This is a genomic window from Thermosynechococcus sp. OHK43, from assembly GCF_014466085.1.
In the GTDB taxonomy this organism is placed as follows: domain Bacteria; phylum Cyanobacteriota; class Cyanobacteriia; order Thermosynechococcales; family Thermosynechococcaceae; genus Thermosynechococcus.
The window spans coordinates 1-18160 of sequence record NZ_JACOMP010000261.1 but is presented as its reverse complement, the minus strand read 5'-3'; the positions used below and the strand labels follow the sequence as shown (position 1 = coordinate 18160).

The following is an 18160-nucleotide window of genomic DNA, read 5'->3' as shown; positions in this document are numbered from 1 at the left end:
GCCTGGTAGTGCTCGCGATCGAGGGGACGTTGACACAGGGGGCAAATGGCTCCCGGTTGATTCAGTAGTTCCAAGCGCTGCTCCAGTTGATTCATTTGCCGCTCATACTCCCGCTGGCGGGCTTGCAGTTGTTCGAGGAAGCGGCGGCGCTCCAGTCCCTTTTCTCGCACATGGTCTTGATAGATACGCTGTTTTTCAAGGGTTGCAATCTGTGCTGTAATCAGGGTCACTGCCTCTTGGAGAGCGGGTTGCCGCTCTATCTGTTGATGGAGATGCTGCCACAACTGCTGCAATTCATCGCGCCGGCTGCGGAGGCGTTGTTCCTGCTGTTGCCGTTCCAGTTCGAGGCGCTGTTTGGCTTGCAGGAGCGGAAAGACTTTTTGTTGCAGCTCTTCTTGGGCTTGGAGGTGAGCGCGCGCTCGCTGTAGCTGTTCAAAAGCAGCAATAATCTGATTTTCTTGCTTGAGCAACTTTTCCAACTGCTGGCATTGTTCCAGCAGAAATTGCTGCTGGCTCTCCAATCCATGGAGGGTGCGCAGAAGGTCTTGCCGCTGTTGGTCGAGGCTATGCTGGTGGCGATCGCGCTCTTGGCGCAGCTGTTGATACTTACTAAAACACTGCTGCAATTGCGCTTCGGCGGTTTTCAGGCTCTCCCATTGCCTGACGGCGGCTTCCAATAGGGGGGCACGGGCTTCCAAATCCGCAATAGCGGCCTGTTCTTGGCGAAGGGTCTGGCACTGGTGCTCCAGGTGGGCGATCGCTGCCGCAAGCGTATCGCGCTGCTGTTGCAAGTGTTCATAGTCCCGCTGTTGGAGTTGATGGATATGGTAGGCGGCCTGTTGCTCTTGGAGTCGTTGTTGGCACTGCTGTACCTGCTGCCGTTGCTGTTGGATCTGCTGGCGCACCGCTGCCTGTTGGGTACGCAGGCGGGGCTCCTGGGCCAATTCATCCGCGAGGGTCTGGAGTCGCTGCTCCAGAACACTGATTTGGGCTTTGTAGTCACGGGCGCGATCGCGCGCCGCCTCCGCTAGGGTCTCGTATTGATCCAAGCCCAAAAGGCTGGCCAGCAGTTGCTTGCGCTCACTGGGGCGCTTGGCCATAAATTCATCGGCACGTCCTTGGCGCAAATAGGCGCTGTTGACGAAGGTGGCGTAGTCAAGGCGAAGAATTTGAATGATTTTTTCCTGGGTCGCTCGTAGCGATCGCCCCGTTAGCGAGGTATAGCCCAGCGCCGTTTGAATCTGCAACTCCAAAACCGTCTGTTGCTGCCGTCGCCGCAACCGTACCACCCGATAAGTCTGCCCTTGGACGCTAAACTCAAACGTCACCTGGGCTTCCATTTCGCCGTAGTAGATCACATCATCCTCACGGCTAGCGCGGCTTTGCCCCCAGAGTGCCCAAGCGATCGCCTCAAGGAGCGAAGACTTGCCCGCCCCATTGGCACCACAAATACAGGCCAGATGTAACCCCGCAAAGGAAAGAGTGGCTTGGCGATAGCTGAGGAAGTTGCGCAATACCAGTTGACGTGGAATCATAGGGCACCACACCCTTGACACAGTTTAGGGCATTCTGTGGGGAAGAATGCGCCACTCCTGAGAGTCTGTCTAAAATATCTGCCTAAAATACTTACGATCAATAAGAGGAGCAATAAGATCATGATCACGCCCACCTTAACCCACTCCAACCCCCCCATCGGTGCGATTTGCAGTGCAGGAGGATCACCGTTTACTAGAACTTGGGCTTCTAAGTGAAGATGATCCCATTGAATTCATGGGCGGGAACTGCTCCAAATGACAGCCAAGGAAACAGCTCACGACAGCTATCTTTGGCAACTGCTGCGAATCCTACCGAAGAGAGTGGCCGATCGCGCCCCGCTTCAGCGCCACTCATCTATTACGATTGCCTTTAGCCTATCCCACTCCTGCAGACACACTTCTTGGCATACTTCTTGGCATAGAAGTGGTGGATTTGAGTTCCCTTCTGAGTGTTGGAGTTCTTCAGCAATATTGAGGATTGCCTTTACTTTAACAACTTGTGGACGAAAGTCACCCTCCGGCTTTTCCGCCCCACACTGAAGCGACCGTGGTTTGCATATTCAAGTCTTGCAAAAAGTGCTGTAAGTTTTATTAGAGTCACTTGCTAAAGTGTGGAGCATGTACTTTCGTTGTCTTAAATGTGGGATATCTCAACGGCAATCGAATCCTTTTTCATCATTGCTTTTGTAGTGTTGAGCCTGTGCCACACCTGCGAAAAGGGCTGTCAGAGGGGTAAAGGACTTCTTTACACTGGCCCTCACATTTTTTGAGCCTCTTCTGTGGCTGTGAAATGGGCTGTCAATGTAACTCCTCCAAAGGAAATTAAAACCCCGACTCAAGGGCGATCGCAACTTGAATTCTGAAAAAAATTATGGTTTGCTAAAGATAGACACTCATTCATTACGACTTCGCTGTCACGCTTTGGCAATCTTTGATCGAATCGCCAATGAATAGACAGTACTTGATCATTGAAAAGGTAGGTTAAAATGGGACGCAAACCAGTAGAACCCTTGACAGGTGCTGCTTTATTAGAAAAGTACAAACAACTGGAACATCTCAGCCACGAAGAAAAAGCAAAGGCCTGTGGCTACTACACCGTGACCAAAACCGGCAAGGAGCGGATCAGCAAACTGAAGTTTAATAAGGCACTTCTTGAAGCCTTGGGCGTAAATCTTGACAGTAGGTCAGGCCGCGGTGGCAGCCGAGGGGGGCGCAGTGCCAGTTATCGAATTACGGTACAAGCCAATGGCAATTTGCTCATTGGTGCAGCCTATACCAAGCAAATGAATCTCAAACCGGGGGATGAATTTGAAATTACCCTTGGCCGGAAGCACATTCACTTAAAACAAGTAAGCAGCAACGGTCAACCCACCGATGACGAAGATTAACTTGATTGATATATATTGATATATCTAATCTGAGAGATGAGGTACCCCAAAGCCACCACCGCCGGGGGTACAAATCCGCAGGCGATCGCCCGCCGCGACAGTAATGGTGGCCGTTCCGGGCAAAGGAGAGGGGGGGGCGCCAGGTTTCAGCCATTGATTTTCACCCACTGCCCCACCTTCACCCCCAAACAGTCCAAAAGGGGGGATTTTCCGCGATTGGCTGAGGAGGCTGACGGTCATAGGTTCACGAAACTCAAGGACGCGAATGGCCCCATCGCCGCCTGATTGCTGTCCCTTGCCACCACTGCCCCGGCGACGGCAAAACTCCCAAACAATCACGGGGTAGCGGCTTTCCAGCACTTCCACATCAGTGAGCCGAGAGTTGGTCATGTGGGTTTGCACAGTACTGGCTCCGGCAAAGGTGGCTCCTGCCCCAGCGCCACCACAGATGGTTTCGTAGTATTGATAGCGATCGCTCCCAAAGCTAAGGTTGTTCATCGTTCCCTGAGCCGCCGCCATAATACCGAGGGCACCGTAGAGGGCATTGGCCAGAGTTTGTGAAGTTTCCACATTCCCAGCCACCACCGCCGCCGGAAACGTTGGGTTTAATAGACAGCCTTCCGGCACCCGCAGCTCAATGGGCCGCAGACAGCCGGCATTGAGGGGAATATCCTCCTGCACCAGTGTCCGCAGGACGTACAGGACTGCTGCCTTGGTAATGGCGAGGGGGGCATTGAAGTTATCGTGGGTTTGCTTGGAGGTTCCCGCAAAATCTAGGCAAGCTACACCTTGAGTGGTATCAATCGTGATTTGCACCTGAATTTGGCTGCCGTTGTCCATGGCAACGCAAAAGCGGCCCCCTGGGAGCGATCGCAGGCATTGGCGCACACATTCAGCGGCATTGGCCTGGCTAAATTCCATATAGGCAGCGACTACCGCGCGACCATAGCGATCGCACAGCGCAATCAGTTCTTGGGCTCCTCGCTGGTTAGCGGCAATTTGCGCTTGCAAATCGGCGATATTCTGTTCAGGATAGCGGGCTGGCCAAGGCCCTTGGGTTAATAGCTGATAAATGGCCTCCCCTTGAAACTCCCCACCATCTACCAGCAGTACATTGTCAAAGAGAATCCCCTCTTGGCGGACATCGGTACTATTGGCAGGCATTGACCCAGGACTGATGCCCCCAATGTCAGCATGGTGCCCCCGCGAAGCGACAAAGAAAGCAGGGTGTGCTTACCCCTTCAGAAACACCGGCGTAATCACAGTAATATCCGGCAGGTGGGTACCACCGCGATAGGGATTATTCGTGGCAAAAACCTGACCCGCACGGAGGGCATTGTTTTTCTCTGCCAAGAGTGCCTTGACACTTTCGCTCATTGACCCCAGATGCACAGGGATATGGGGAGCATTGGCCACGAGGTTGCCGGCGCCATCAAAGAGAGCACAGGAAAAATCCAACCGTTCTTTGATATTCACCGAGGCACTGGTCTGCTGGAGTGTGACCCCCATTTGCTCAGCAATAGCGCGAAACAGCTGCTGAAAAATGCCCAACTGTACGGGATCGGCAACCGTAGGAGCAATCTGCTTTGGTGTTGCCGCTAAGGCCTGGAGAGGACGCAGCCACAGCCCCCCTTGCTCATCCACTTTGGCCTGCCAGCCCGCCTCAACCACGTTGGTGCCCGTCGTATCTAAGATCAGGGCCACCCCTGCAATGACCTGATGGGCCGGCAGGCGATCGCGCGCATAGACTGGCGCTTGGTGCCATTGGCCTTTGCTGTAAACTGGTACATGGTCAAGGGGAATGAGTTCGCCAGTAGCTGCAGGTACGGTGACGCTTGGCATCGCCTGCAGGGCAACAGCCTCAACAGCAATTTGACCCACCCGCAGCGATCGCCCCCGTAAATTGAACCCATAGCGATCGCAATGGGCTTGGGCAAAGGACGCTGCCATGGTTTCTTGATCTGACCAAGGCACCCACAGCGTTGTATCGGTGCCGATATACCCTAGGCCAATGCGCACTTGACTTTGAATTTGCGAGGGATCAACCCCTTGGGCAGCGAGTTCAGCCACCACTTGAGCCTTGAGGCGCTCAATTTGTCCCTGGAGTTCAGCAAACCCATCGGGGATCAAAGGTTGTTCAATCGTCTGCTCCTTGAGCACCCGCAACTCCGCCTGACCGATGCCGTAGGCCGAGAGCACCCCCGCGTAGGGGTGAATATAAACTTGGGCCATTCCCAGGGCTTCAGCAATTAAACAGGCATGTTGCCCTCCTGCACCGCCAAAAGAGCAGAGGGTGTACTCGCGCACATCATGCCCCTGCTCCAGGGAAATTTTCTTAATTGCCTGTGCCATTGTATTCACGGCCACCTCAATAAAACCAGCGGCCACATCGGCGACACTGCGGGCATCCCCCGTGCTCTCGTAGATTTCTTGGCGCAGTTGAGCAAATCGCTGTTCGACCGTCTTGCGATCCAAAGGCTGTTGACCATCGGCCCCAAAGACAGCAGGGAAATAGGCGGGCTGAATTTTCCCCAAGAGGAGATTGGCATCGGTAATCGTCAGGGGGCCACCCCGACGATAGGCCGCTGGTCCGGGATTGGCACCCGCAGACTCTGGCCCCACTTGGTAGCGACCCTGATCAAACCGCAAAATGGAGCCCCCACCGGCTGCCACCGTATGCACTGCCAGGAGGGGCGATCGCAACCGCACACCGGCAATCGTGGTTTCCTGCCACCGCTCATACTCTGGCCAAGGGGCATCAGAATTGTGACGATAGTGGCAGACATCGGTGGAGGTGCCCCCCATATCTAAACCAATCAGCCGCTCAATCCCTGCAGCTAAGGCGGTACGCACCACCCCCACCATCCCCCCCGCCGGGCCTGACAGCAGACTATCCTTACCGCGAAAGCAGGAAGCCGCCACGACACCGCCATTCGACTGCATACAGTAAAGGGGAATCTCCCCTAGCTCCGCCTGCACCCCCTGAAGATAGCGACCCAGTACCGGCGACAAATAGGCATCGACAACCGTCGTATCACCGCGGCTCACCAGCTTAATGAGGCCACTCACCTCATGGGAAACGGACACTTGGGTAAAGCCCATTTCCCTTGCCAAGGCGGCCACCTGTTGCTCATGGTCAGGGTAACGGTAGCCATGGACGAAGACAATGGCACAACTGCGGATACCTTGGTTATAAACCGCTGCCAGTTGTGGTTTCAGCGCCGCCAAATCAAGGGGGACGAGAATTTCCCCTTGGGCACTGACCCGCTCTTTAACTTCAATAACCTTGGTGTAAAGAGGCGGCGGTTGCTCAATTCCTAGGGCAAAGAGATCGGGGCGGTTTTGGTAGCCAATGGCTAGCGCATCCCCAAAGCCTTGGGTGATAAGGAGAACCGTTGGCTCGCCTTTGCGCTCCAAAAGAGCATTGGTGGCCACCGTTGTCCCCAGTTTCACAATTTCAAGGGCTTCACTGGGAATGGGGGCATCCCCTGCCAACCCCATGAGGGTACGAATTCCCGCTACCGCCGCATCGCGATACTGCTCTGGATTCTCTGAGAGCAGCTTGTGTACCACTATGTGGCCATCGGGACGGCGGGCGACGATATCCGTGAACGTGCCGCCGCGATCGATCCAAAATTGCCATTTACCTTGGATCTGATGACTGCTCATTGAGGGTGATACTATCAGCGTTGCCAGCGGTAGAGAAACTCCCTAATGAGAGATGGAGGGGTTGAGATCACCACTGGTGGGCATTCCCTCACTGTGAAAGCCATTGGTCGTTTCCCCTTGGAGTCGTTGCTGATGCTGGCGAATCAGTTGAATCGTGCGGCTCACTTCCGCTGGAAAGATCACCACTAAGGATCCTTTGGGAGCCCGATCAAGGGCAAATTGAATCGCTGCCACCTCGTCATGGATGATATCGTATTGCCGCTGGACACTGTGGTGATGTACTACCCCCCGCTCAATCCAATAGGCGGCATCGCCACGGGGCCGGCCACGGGTATCATCATCTTCCTTAATGATGATCCAATCAAAAATTTTCGCCGAGAGTTCCCCCAGTTGTTCCAAGTCTTGATCGCGGCGATCGCCCGGTCCTCCAATGACACCAATGCGCTGCCCCGGCCATTTTTGGACAAATTCACCAATGGCCTCATACCCTGCTGGATTGTGGGCATAATCCACCAAGACACTAAATTGCCCCAAATCAAAGAGGTTCATCCGACCGGGGGTTTGCTCCACCGAGCTTCGGAACGTGGTCAAGGCAGCGCGAATATGCTCAATACTGATGCCTTGGGCAAAGGCGGCTAGACTGGCAGCGAGGGCATTGGCAATCATAAAGCCCGCTCGAGCCCCAAGGGTAATGGGCACATTTTCTGCCTGCTCAATCCGCAGCGTCCAGTCCCCTTTCAAAATTGAGAGATAGCCATTTTCATAAACAGCGGCGAGTCCCCCCTGCTGGATATGCTGCCGAATGATTGGATTGTGGGGATTCATCGAGAAATAGGCCACTTGCGCTTTGACTTGGCGTGCCATTCCCGCCACTAGGGGGTCATCGGCATTCAAAACAGCGTAGCCATTTGGCCAGGCGGATTCCACCACCACTGCCTTTAAGTCCGCCAATTGCTCAACGGTGTCAATATCGCCAAGGCCAAGGTGGTCGGCCTGCACATTGAGCACCACCCCGACATCACAGTGGTCAAAGCCCAAGCCGGAGCGGAGAATACCGCCTCGCGCCGTTTCGAGGACGGCAATCTCAACGGTGGGGTCCTGCAGGATTAGTTGAGCACTTTGGGGGCCTGTGGTGTCTCCTTTTTCCACCAGATAATCCCCAATATAGATGCCATCTGTGGTGGTGTAGCCAACGGTTTGCCCCGTTTGTTTGCAGATATGGGCAATGAGACGGGTGGTGGTGGTTTTACCATTGGTGCCCGTAATGGCAAAGATCGGGATGCGGCAAGGCGTTCCCGGTGGAAAGAGCATATTCAACACTGGTTCAGCAACATTGCGGGCAATCCCTTGGCTGGGGTTCGTGTGCATGCGAAAGCCGGGAGCGGCATTGACTTCCACAATCACACCGCCAACTTTAGGCAGGGGCTGACTAATATCGGGGCTGACAACGTCAATACCGGCAATATCCAGACCAATAATCCGAGCGGCCCGCTGGCAAATCCAAACATTTTCCGGGTGAATTTCATCGGTGCGATCAACGGCAATGCCACCGGTACTCAGGTTCGCCGTGGCCCGTAGATAACAAATTTCCCCCGGTTGCAAGACCGTATTCAGGGTATAGCCCTGTTTTTCCAGGAGTGTCCAAGTGTCGTGGTTGACCTCAATGCGGGTGAGGATATTATCGTGACCGTCTCCCCGCTGCGGGTCTTGGTTTGTTTGCTCAATGAGTTCTTCAATGGTAGAGCGGCCGTCGCCAAGGACATGGGCGGGCACCCGTTCAGCAGCAGCGACCACTTTGCCATTGACCACTAGAACCCGGAAGTCGCGACCCGCATGATAGCGTTCCACAATGACTGATTTGGAGATGCTGCTGGCAATTTCAAAGGCTTCTTCAGCGTCTTCTAGGGTGTTGATGTCAATCGTAATCCCCCGACCGTGGTTGCCGTTGAGGGGCTTAATGACAATAGGGTAGCCACCGATCTCCTCAATGGCTTCGGGGAGGTCTTCAATGTAGCGGACCACGGTTCCCTTTGGCACGGGAATTCCCGCATCCTGAAGCAGTCGCTTTGCCCCTTCTTTGTCCCCTGCAAGTTCAACTGCCAAGATGCTACTGCGATCGCTCAACGTGGCTTGTATCCGATGACTGCGGGCACCATAGCCCAATTGAATAATCGAGCGACTGCTCAACTCAAACCAAGGGATATTGCGGGCTTCGGCTTCGCGGACAATCGCTTCCGTACTCGGGCCAAGGGAGGCCTTTGCTTTCAACTGCCGGAGATCGGCGAGATCCTGATCCAGTTCTCGCTGGGGATAGGTGCCCCTATCGATAATGCTTTGGCACAGTCGCACGGCTGCTCGGCCGGCATAGCGGCCTGCTTCTTCCACTTGGTATTCGTAGACTACTTGATACACCCCCGGCGTTGAGGTCTCCCGTGTGCGGCCAAAACCAACGGACATCCCTGCCAGTTCTTGGAGTTCGAGGGCGACATGTTCGACCACATGACCCAGATAGGTGCCTTCTCGTAGGCGGGTGAGAAAGCCCCCGGCGTGGCCAAGGGAGCAAAAATGATTGTAAAGACTGGGTAAAACCCGCACCAACCCGTCCACAAACCCGGGAATCTGGTTGGAGGGGGTATTGGCCACCTCTTCTAGATCTAAACGCATGACAATCAGCTTATGACGCCGAATGCTCCAGTAATTGGGACCCCGCAGCGTTTGTAATTTCAGAATCTTCATAGAAGAGTGGCTTTTTTAAGGACAACTTACCATCTTTAGTTTTGAGGGGAGTGACGCAATAAGCTGTATCTTAAGCAACACTTTCCCAAAAACTTAGTTTAGGGGAGGCAAAATGCACTTATGCTGCACTTGATGGGTGCGGAGATCGTAGCAGTCACCATCACTGAGAATATGTAGGCGCAAGTTGTAGATACTCAGAGGTTCGTTGACATCCACATGGGCGTAGTTCGTGTAGCTGACATCCCGAGGATCAACAATAGTGACAGAGCCACGACCAAGAACCCGCAGCGTACCATCGGCTTCAAACATGGCACAAGTATCTTCATCAATGCCAACACCTAGCTTGTCGGGATAAGCAGAAATGGCGCTAATCAGGCGCGCCAAACGATTGCGGTTGTGGAAGTGCTGATCCACTAAAATATCGGGAAGAATACCCAAGCCTGTGGCCAAATCTACTAGGGAGCGGCTTGGGGCTTCATTGCTGCCCCCACTGGCAATCATGCACTCACCCATGACAGCGGCACCGGCACTGGTACCCCCAAGGATGGATTTGCCTTCCCAGACTTGATGGCGCAATTGGTACAGGAGGCGGGTTTCATCCAGCAGCGCCGACAAACGCAGTTGATCGCCTCCAGACATAAAGATTCCAGTACAGCGACTCAAGCGAGTCAGCATCTCTTCCTGTTCAGCATCGGCGCGATCGCCTACCAATAGAACGTCCACTTCCCGCACGCCAATATCGCGGAAAATATCGTGGTAGAGCCGCCCCATGGCATCGGGTTCACGGGAAGCAGAGGGAATAACACCAATGACGGCATCTAGGCCGCCAGCCCGTTGACAAAAAGTGGTGAGAATTTGTCGCCCACGTACTTTGTCCTCCGCTCCCCCGATCGCCATCACTAAACCTTTGTGACCAGAATGTTGATTGGTCGTTTTGGAAATGGGGTCTAATTGCAACATAGGGCTACGGTGAATAAAACGTTCAATCGGCAGACAGACAGAATTCCTGGGTTTGGCAAGGGCGATGCCAATACGCCACTATTGACACGGGGATTCTATACAGCATAATGCCAGATTAGGGAAAATTTTTAAGTTTCGATCCAGATTTCTACAAACGCTTAATGTTCAGGAGTGGCCATTCCCTGTTGTAGTCCCCGCAAGACAGTACCCAACTCATGGACAAGTAATGCCTCAGGGGCAAGCCAAAGTCCGGGGAAGTGGCGGCTGCCGATAATCCCCTCAGTATCAGCAGGGAGTGACGGGTATTCCCCTGCTTCTAAGCAAAACCAGTGAATCTGGCGATCGCGGGGACACCAGAGGAGGTATGCCTGAACGCCATTGCGGCGGTTCCCCCTGAGCTGATCATGCCGGTTGTAGGCAGCACTGGCAAACACCAGTTGCGGTGCGCCCTGGATATAATCCTCCTCACTCGTGCAGCAGTTGACCCCAGCGGTGCCAACATCCCTGCGCCCCTAGAGCGAGAAGGAATAACCATTAGCCCTAGGACGGCCATCCATGGGCAATCCCACGTCCCCCTTAGACCCCCTTCTTAAGCAGACTTGCAGTGGCCCAGGGAATCAACCGAAACGACCATTGACGTAATCGGCGGTCTTCTGCTCCACGGGCTTCGTAAAAATAGACATGGTGTCGTTGTACTCCACCAGCTCGCCGAGGTACATAAAGGCGGTGAACTGGGAAATGCGAATGGCCTGCTGCATATTGTGGGTCACAATCAAAATAGTGACTTGATCCTTCAGCTCCGTAATCAGGTTCTCAATACTGACTGTTGCAATTGGATCCAAAGCAGAAGTGGGCTCATCAAAGAGAATCAGCTCCGGATTAGTAGCAAGAGCACGGGCAATACAGAGCCGCTGCTGCTGTCCTCCCGAAAGAGAAGTACCCGGCTCTTTGAGGCGATCTTTAACTTCATCCCAGAGGGCAGCATTGCGGAGCGATCGCTCCACTACCTCATCAAGAACAGCGCGGTTAGTGATGCCACGGATGCGCAGGCCGTAGGCAACATTCTCGTAAATAGACTTAGGGAAAGGGTTTGGCTTTTGGAAGACCATGCCAATCTGCATGCGCACTTCAATGGGATCCATCTCCAAGAGGTTACGCGGGTTTTCATCCCCTAGCCAGATTTCCCCTTCGTAGCGATTACCAGGATACAGATCATGCATGCGGTTGAAGCAGCGCAGCAATGTTGTCTTGCCACAACCGGAAGGGCCGATCAAAGCTGTTACTTGCTTTTCATAAACCGACAGGTTGATATTCTTCAGTGCTTGGTTGCTCTTGTAGTAGAAGTTCAGATTCCGCACTTCAGCCAGCTTTTTTAAGGACTGCTTCGTTGGCGGAACTCCCTGTCCTGAATCTGTTGGTTTTACCATTTGATGCTCTTCCTAAAACGATAACGAAGATAAATAGCTGCCGCGTTGACACCCAAGGTCAAAACAAGCAGCACAATCCCTGCCGCCGCTGCATTTACCTGAAACTCTTCTTGCGGGCGTGACACCCAGTTAAACATTTGAATTGGCAACACGGTAAAGGGTGACCAGAGCCATTTGAACGAAATATAGGGAAACTCCCCCTTTAATGGCGCTTCCGGCAAAAACGTGATAAAGGTTAACGCACCAATGGTTACTAGTGGAGCCGTTTCTCCCAAGGCTCGCGACACCCCCACAATCACACCAGTGAGAATCCCACCCATTGAGTAGGGCAAGATATGATCGGCAATGGTTTGCCAACGGGTGGCTCCCACAGCATAGGCGCCCTCACGAATACCTTGGGGAATCGCGCGAATCGCTTCCCGTGTGGCGACAATGATCACCGGTAAAATCAACAAGGCTAGGGTACAGCCAGCGGTAAGAATACTCTCACCCCACTTGAGAATATAAACAAAAAACCCTAGAGCCAACAGGCCATAAATGATGGAAGGAACACCGGCCAAATTAGTGATATTGATTTCAATGAAATCAAGAATCCAATTCTTCGGCGCGTACTCTTCAAGGTAGATGCCGGCTGCCACTCCCAGTGGTACAGCAACCGTAATTGTAACTAGAATAACCAGTAAGCTACCTACCCATGCCGTTAAAATGCCTGCTTCAGCCGCATCTCCACTAGGAGGTGACATGAAAAACCTCCAGTTCAGGAGTGGAGCTCCCCGTAGGAGCAAATCTCCCACTAGGAGTACCAGTGTCAGTAGGGCAATGAAGACAGAAAAGAAGCCCAAGAAAATAAAAAACTTTTCCCAGCGCGTTCGTACCTCTATAGAGGCTCGAATTGCCAGCGGATTCCGTAATATGTCAATCATTTAGTACACCTCCCGATAGCGGCGGCTGATAAAGTAACCGGCCACATTCATGAGGAATGTCACCAAAAAGAGCATGATGCCTGCTGCAAAAATAGATTGGTACTCCAAGGAACCATGGGGCAGGTCTCCAAGACTCGCCGAGACAATATAGGCCGTTGTTGTTGCTGCCCCTTCAAGGGGATTGAAGGTAAATTTAGGCTGCAAACCAGCAGCTACAGCAACAATCATTGTTTCCCCGACCGCCCGTGCTAAACCCAAGATGTAGGCGGCAATTAAACCTGAGGTTGCCGCAGGTAATAGTACCCGCAAAGCTGTTTGTAGGCGAGTTGCCCCCATAGCATAAGAACCTTCCCGTAGGTGTGAAGGAATAGCTTGCAGGGCATCCTCAGACATACTCATAATATAGGGAATGACCATCAAACCAACCACAATGCCAGCGCCCAGCATATTAAATCCGGGTAGCTCGTAGTATTCCCATGGTTCCTTCCCGGGTGCATACCATTGCTGTACACCCAAAATGATTTTCTGGAGCAATGGCGTAACAAATAGGAGGGCAAAATAGCCATAGACCACTGTGGGTACAGCAGCCAATAGTTCCAAAATCGGCTTCAGAATTTCTCGCACCTTTGCCGGAGCAAACTCACTCAGATAAATTGCACCAATCGTGCCAAATGGGATCGCAACAAAGCTGGCAATAGTACAGGTCGTAATTGTTGCCGATAGCAGTGCCCACACCCCAATGCTGACTGGCTCAATTAAAGGGGACCACTCTGTGGTTGTTAAAAATTCTGCAAGGGCACCTATTAGGGACTCCTGATGCACCGCCATCACTTTCTGGAAAAAGATAACAGTTTCACTAAAAAGAATGTAGATGATGATGGTGGTGATCATCACCGAAGAAAATGCCGCCACAAAGAGGCCAGACCCAATAATGCGCTCTAACCAGATACGTTTTTGTCGAGCACTTGCCGAAATGGGCAGTTCAATGCGCGGGGCCAGGGGTTGATCGATCATAGATAGGATTCTGCTACATAAAATCAATTGGGGAAAGGCGCCAAAGTTTGGCTTCCTTCCCCCTATCTTAGACTACTCCTTGGCCTCTAGACTCAGTAACTCATTGATGGTGAGACCAACTGCCTCTTTACCGCCAAAAATGGTGCCAATGCGATTCTTGCTAAAGTTGGCAAGAATTTTTTTATAGGCACTAGCGGGAAGAGGAACATACTTAACTTTCTTGACCATCGCAGGAGCGTTGTTCAGGTAGTAGGTGACAAATTTTTTCACCTCAGGACGTTGTGCAGCTTTAGCGTTGACATAGATAAAGATGGGTCGGGAGAGTGGCTGATAGGTACCGTTAACTACTGTTTTTTCAGAGGGCATCACCGGACCCTTGCCGTTGTCAATGGCCACTGGCTTCAGCTTGTTTTTGTTTTCTGCGTAGTAAGCATAGCCGAAGTAGCCGAGGGCTCCCCGCTCGCGGGATACCCCTTGGACAAGAACATTATCATCCTCGCTGGCAGTGTAATCCTTGCGGCTAGCTTTTGCTTTACCGTTGATGGCCTCAGTGAAGTAGTCAAAGGTACCGGAATCTGCTCCTGCACCAAAGAGTTTTAGAGGAATATTCGGAAACTCTTTGCGCACTTGGTTCCAGTTGTTGATTGTAGAGCCTGGTTCCCAAATCTTTTTCAGTTCAGCAACAGTCAGGCTTTTCGCCCAAGTATTTTGGGGGTTCACAACTACGGTGAGGGCATCATAGGCAACTGGCAGCTCAATGTACTGGACGCCAGCTGCTTTGCAGGCCTCCATTTCCTTGGCCAAAATGGGGCGGGAGGCATTGGAGATGTCGGTTTCACCGCGGCAAAACTTTTTGAAGCCGCCACCGGTACCGGAGATGCCTACAGTAACACGAATTTTGCCCCCTTCAGCTTTTTGAAAAGCTTCGGCCACGGCTTCAGTGACAGGGTAGACTGTGCTGGAGCCATCGATACGAATCGTGGGGGCTTCTTGGGACAAGGTAGGGGGTATTAGGCTAGCGGAAAGGGCCGCCACAGCGGCAAATATCCCCAGAGGGGCATAGCGTTTTGCAGATGTCAACATGGTACTGTTTCCTAGCGGAGTAAACAACCCTTTACGGTGTACAGTAGCTTCGGGGTGGCGGTTACCCACACGTTTCCAAGTGGTAAGCCGCTACGATGTCCCCATCGCCAGCATAGTCAAACATTTACGGGATGGAGTTAAGAGAAGGTAAAAGTTTGTTTAAAATACCACTGCATATTGGGGATCAACCCTGTTATTCACGCAGGCCACTTATCTGCTGGGTTCAGTGTTAGACGTTAACTCTGGGCTACGGAAACATTGAAGAAACACTGAAGAAACTATTGAAGGATTGTTTGCAATGCCGTCATTCATCTCTAAAATCTATCAGTGGCAGGGCTTTTCCTGCGCCTATCGCTTCAGTTCTCAAGCAGGAGGCTCCCCCATTCTCTTTATCCATCCCGTGGGGGTGGGGCTTTCTGGGCAGTTTTGGGAGCGCTGTGTCAGCTATTGGCAATCTCAAGGGGCAAGTTATTCATTTTATATTCCTGATTTGCTGGGCTGTGGCCAGAGTGATTTGCCCCATTGCGTCTACTATCCGGAAGATTGGGCAGCTCAGTTACATTTCTTCATTACATCTGAGATCTGCCAACCAGTGATCCTTGTTGTTCAAGGGGCATTGTTTCCCGTAGCGATGGAGCTAGTACATCTTGATCCTCAAGTAGTAAGAGCACTGATCCTCAGTGGCCCACCTGCCCCTGCTTTGGTGTCTGAAAATACTGACCCTAGGTGGCAGAAGGTACGTTGGAATCTTTTTGACTCGCCATTGGGTCGCGTTTTCTATCGCTATGCGCGTCAGAAAAGTTTTCTGCGTCGCTTTTCAATCAATCAACTGTTTGCTAAGGGGGAGGATGTGGATGACGAATGGCTCAGGATGCTGGCGGTGGGGGCTGCTGATCTTGAGAGTCGCCATGCAGTGTACTCTTTCCTCGCGGGTTTTTGGCGGCGGGATTACCGTCAGAAAATGCGGGATATTCGTCAACCAGTGCTTGTGGTGATGGGGGATCAGGCTTCCAGTATCAGTCGCGATGGTGGGGCTGAATCACCTGCAGAACGCCTAGAGTTTTATGCCAAGACATTTCCCAATGTGCAAGGGGAGGTAATTCCGGGGCGCAATGTCCTGCCCTATGAGTCAGCCCCTGCCTTTGTGGAGGTGTGTCAGGCGTTTCTGCGTGGCCAAGCCCTCTAAAGCCAACCGCGCAGCCTATAAATGAGAAGACCTTGATATTCCCGCAGGGCAATAGTGGTGATGTCCACGTTGTAGGGATTGGGGATCAGGCTGAGGAATAGGTTTTGCCAGGTGGGCGATCGCGCGATCGAGGGGTAGCGATAGTCTGTGGGTGCTGGAATGATGTTCATCCCCAAACGATGAAAAATGGCGACGGCGCGGGGCATGTGGTAGGCGGATGTCACCAGCAGTAGCTCTCCCTGAATGGAATGTTTTTCAAGAAGGGCTTTGACGTTCACGGCATTTTCATAGGTATTTAGGGAGGTGGTGTCCAGCAGAATCTTGTCCATTGGCACGCCGCAGGTGGTGGCAATTTCCGCCATATCTGTCGCCTCGCCCCGCTGAAAGGGTTCGCTGAGCCAGTCAATGCGGCCACCACTAAGGATGAGGTGGGGGGCATAGCCTTGGCGAAAGAGGTGGGCACCGTAGAGAACGCGATCGCCTTTTTCTGTGACTTCGATCCAAGGGCGCGGGGCGCTTTGGGGAACAACAGCACCACCGAGAACAACGATGGCTGCAGCTTTGGGCATCGGATCAGGGGGTAAATACTGCCGCTCTAGGGAAGCAATAAGAGCGGCTGCCACATAGTCATTCCCGCTCAAGAGTAAAATACCTAGGGCAATGACCAGGGCGATCGCTGCCTGTTTGGGGGCACGCCAAAAGCGCACAATGGCAAAAACTAGCGCCCAACAGGCCAAAGACAATGGATACAGCAGCGGTGGCAGCAATTTCGATAGCAGTAGATCCATCGCTTTAGCGAATCCGCTCCATCTGAATGCGGTAGCGCTCCTTCTTGGTGACTTGAATGGCTTGAATCTGCAATCGCCCTTTGCCGCGAATGGCAATGAGGTCATTGACCTTAAGGAGATGCCGCGGTTGCTGCACCATTTGCCAATTGACCCGCACTAGCCCTTGGCTAATCCACTCGCTCATCTTACTGCGGGAAACCCCAAATCCGGCTGAGGCCACGGCATCCAAGCGCAATGATGCTTCGACGGTACTGAGGGATTTCCGTTGGGGGGGCGCTACGGCCAGTTCTGACCAGTCACAGAGATCAACAGTCACCGGTACTGTGCGCACTTGTTTTAACTCTTTTTGTAGGGTGGAGACTTTCTCAGGGATGAGAATGACCTGTGCTCCCCGTTCTCCCAGGAGAATGACATCCCCATAATCCCCTTCTTCGAGACCCCCATTGGCGATCGCTTGCTCAAAATCACTGTAGGTAGCCGCATCAAAGAGAAAGTTGCCGGTGATTCGCACCAAAGCCAGGGGAGGCTGTTGCTCCTCAAGACGAAGTTCAATGGGGGCGATCGCCAGCCGACAGCGCTCCGCTTGAGGATACCCTCCCCAGGCTAGGCCATGGACATCGGCTCGTTGCTCAAGGGTGCCTAGTACCTCCACCACCCGATCTGGGGGCAAAAAGGGGGTATGCACCACCGACCAGGTTTTAATGGCTGTGTCAAGGGCGGTTCCTAGGTCAAACATTTAGGCCTCGAGAAATTGCGGCAGTTCCAGCCATTGGGCTAAGTAGGCTTTCACCTGTTGGCAAAATTGGGGGCGATCGCCAAATTTTTCAGTGCGGATGGTTTTGCGCTGTGCATCCAATGTCCAGCCGTAGTCACTGCTGAGGCGGATTTTTCCCTGCCAGTCGGCAATCGAAAGGATTAATTGCGGTGCCGGACTATTGTCAACCCCCTTGACCCGAAAGACATAGTTAAAGGTGTTTTGCTTGGCAGCAGCCACAGTCGAGGCCTGACCAAACCGCTCTTGCAAGCGCGATCGCACCCGCTCCACAAATGCCGCATCGCCCAAATCTTCGAGGGTACGCATGGCCAGTGTAAGGGCAAAATAAAACTCTTCGACAGGAATAAACTCCAGTTCCATGCAGCTTGCCAAGACTCTCTTCAAAATAGTACACTAGTAAGCTGTGTCTAAAATAGGGCAAAGCTATGCCAAAGCTAAAAACACGTCGCGCTGCTGCTAAACGATTTCGGACGACGGGCAGTGGTAAGTTTGTCCGCCGCAAGGCCAACAAAAATCACTTACTCGAACACAAGGGGAGCGATCGCAAGAATCGTCTTTCCCATAAAGCCCTGGTCGATCCACGGGATATTGAGCGAGTATCGCTGATGCTGCCCTACGCTTAATTTATCAATTTTTAGTTTTTCGGTTTTTGATTAAGGGTGAAGTTGAACTATGG

At 52.8% G+C, this 18160-nt stretch carries 14 protein-coding genes and 1 pseudogene; 3 read left to right on the top strand and 12 right to left on the bottom strand.

All coding sequences use genetic code 11. From position 1 onward, the window contains the following. Positions 1-1535, bottom strand: a 1535-nt coding sequence (locus tag H8Q75_RS11290; protein WP_297041796.1) for an SMC family ATPase, incomplete at its 3' end; no start/stop codon positions are given. A gap of 986 nt (positions 1536-2521) precedes the next feature. Between H8Q75_RS11290 and H8Q75_RS11285 the strand changes: the two genes are divergently transcribed. After that, positions 2522-2923 carry an AbrB family transcriptional regulator gene (locus H8Q75_RS11285; protein ID WP_024125183.1) on the top strand — a complete coding sequence of 134 codons (402 nt, stop codon included), beginning with the start codon at positions 2522-2524 and terminating at the stop codon, positions 2921-2923. Positions 2924-2947: 24 nt separating this feature from the next. On the opposite strand, the pseudogene H8Q75_RS11280 reads toward H8Q75_RS11285, so the two are convergent. The 8 genes and pseudogenes from H8Q75_RS11280 to H8Q75_RS11245 form a co-directional block, all read right to left on the bottom strand. Beyond that, positions 2948-6592 (bottom strand): annotated as a pseudogene (locus H8Q75_RS11280) (hydantoinase B/oxoprolinase family protein). A 42-nt stretch (positions 6593-6634) separates the two neighbouring features. Continuing rightward, positions 6635-9328, bottom strand: coding sequence for a cyanophycin synthetase (gene cphA, locus H8Q75_RS11275; protein ID WP_297041793.1), 2694 nt, complete (start codon positions 9326-9328; stop codon positions 6635-6637). A 93-nt stretch (positions 9329-9421) separates the two neighbouring features. Beyond that, on the bottom strand, positions 9422-10288 hold the full coding sequence (locus tag H8Q75_RS11270; RefSeq protein WP_297041791.1) for a cyanophycinase: 867 nt from the start codon (positions 10286-10288) through the stop codon (positions 9422-9424). Positions 10289-10446: 158 nt separating this feature from the next. Next, on the bottom strand, positions 10447-10722 hold the full coding sequence (locus tag H8Q75_RS11265) for a Uma2 family endonuclease (RefSeq protein WP_297041788.1): 276 nt from the start codon (positions 10720-10722) through the stop codon (positions 10447-10449). A 183-nt stretch (positions 10723-10905) separates the two neighbouring features. After that, positions 10906-11715 (bottom strand): phosphate ABC transporter ATP-binding protein PstB, encoded by an 810-nt coding sequence (pstB, locus tag H8Q75_RS11260; protein WP_024125178.1) that lies wholly within the window; start codon positions 11713-11715, stop codon positions 10906-10908. Further along, positions 11709-12638, bottom strand: a complete 930-nt coding sequence (gene pstA, locus H8Q75_RS11255) for a phosphate ABC transporter permease PstA (RefSeq protein ID WP_297041783.1) — start codon at positions 12636-12638, stop codon at positions 11709-11711. Before pstA ends, pstB begins: the two co-directional genes overlap by 7 nt. Further along, positions 12639-13652: a phosphate ABC transporter permease subunit PstC gene (pstC, locus tag H8Q75_RS11250; protein ID WP_024125176.1), complete on the bottom strand. Its 1014-nt coding sequence runs from the start codon at positions 13650-13652 to the stop codon at positions 12639-12641. A gap of 72 nt (positions 13653-13724) precedes the next feature. Beyond that, complete coding sequence (locus H8Q75_RS11245) at positions 13725-14735, bottom strand: PstS family phosphate ABC transporter substrate-binding protein (RefSeq protein ID WP_024125175.1); 1011 nt, start codon at positions 14733-14735, stop codon at positions 13725-13727. A gap of 298 nt (positions 14736-15033) precedes the next feature. On the opposite strand from H8Q75_RS11245, the gene H8Q75_RS11240 reads away from it, so the two are divergent. Next, entirely contained in the window at positions 15034-15921 is an 888-nt protein-coding gene (locus H8Q75_RS11240) for an alpha/beta hydrolase (protein ID WP_297041779.1), read from the top strand. Here the strand turns inward: H8Q75_RS11240 and H8Q75_RS11235 are convergent. The 3 genes from H8Q75_RS11235 to H8Q75_RS11225 are packed head-to-tail and all read right to left on the bottom strand — an operon-like array spanning position 15918 to position 17844. Further along, entirely contained in the window at positions 15918-16709 is a 792-nt protein-coding gene (locus H8Q75_RS11235; protein ID WP_297041777.1) for a YdcF family protein, read from the bottom strand. The two genes, H8Q75_RS11240 and H8Q75_RS11235, sit on opposite strands and share 4 nt — an antisense overlap. 4 nt (positions 16710-16713) lie before the next feature. Further along, positions 16714-17445 (bottom strand): photosystem II S4 domain protein, encoded by a 732-nt coding sequence (locus H8Q75_RS11230; RefSeq protein WP_297041775.1) that lies wholly within the window; start codon positions 17443-17445, stop codon positions 16714-16716. Next, positions 17446-17844, bottom strand: a complete 399-nt coding sequence (locus tag H8Q75_RS11225) for a hypothetical protein (protein WP_024125172.1) — start codon at positions 17842-17844, stop codon at positions 17446-17448. A 65-nt stretch (positions 17845-17909) separates the two neighbouring features. Between H8Q75_RS11225 and rpmI the strand changes: the two genes are divergently transcribed. Further along, on the top strand, positions 17910-18107 hold the full coding sequence (gene rpmI, locus H8Q75_RS11220) for a 50S ribosomal protein L35 (protein WP_024125171.1): 198 nt from the start codon (positions 17910-17912) through the stop codon (positions 18105-18107). Positions 18108-18160: the final 53 nt, after the last annotated feature.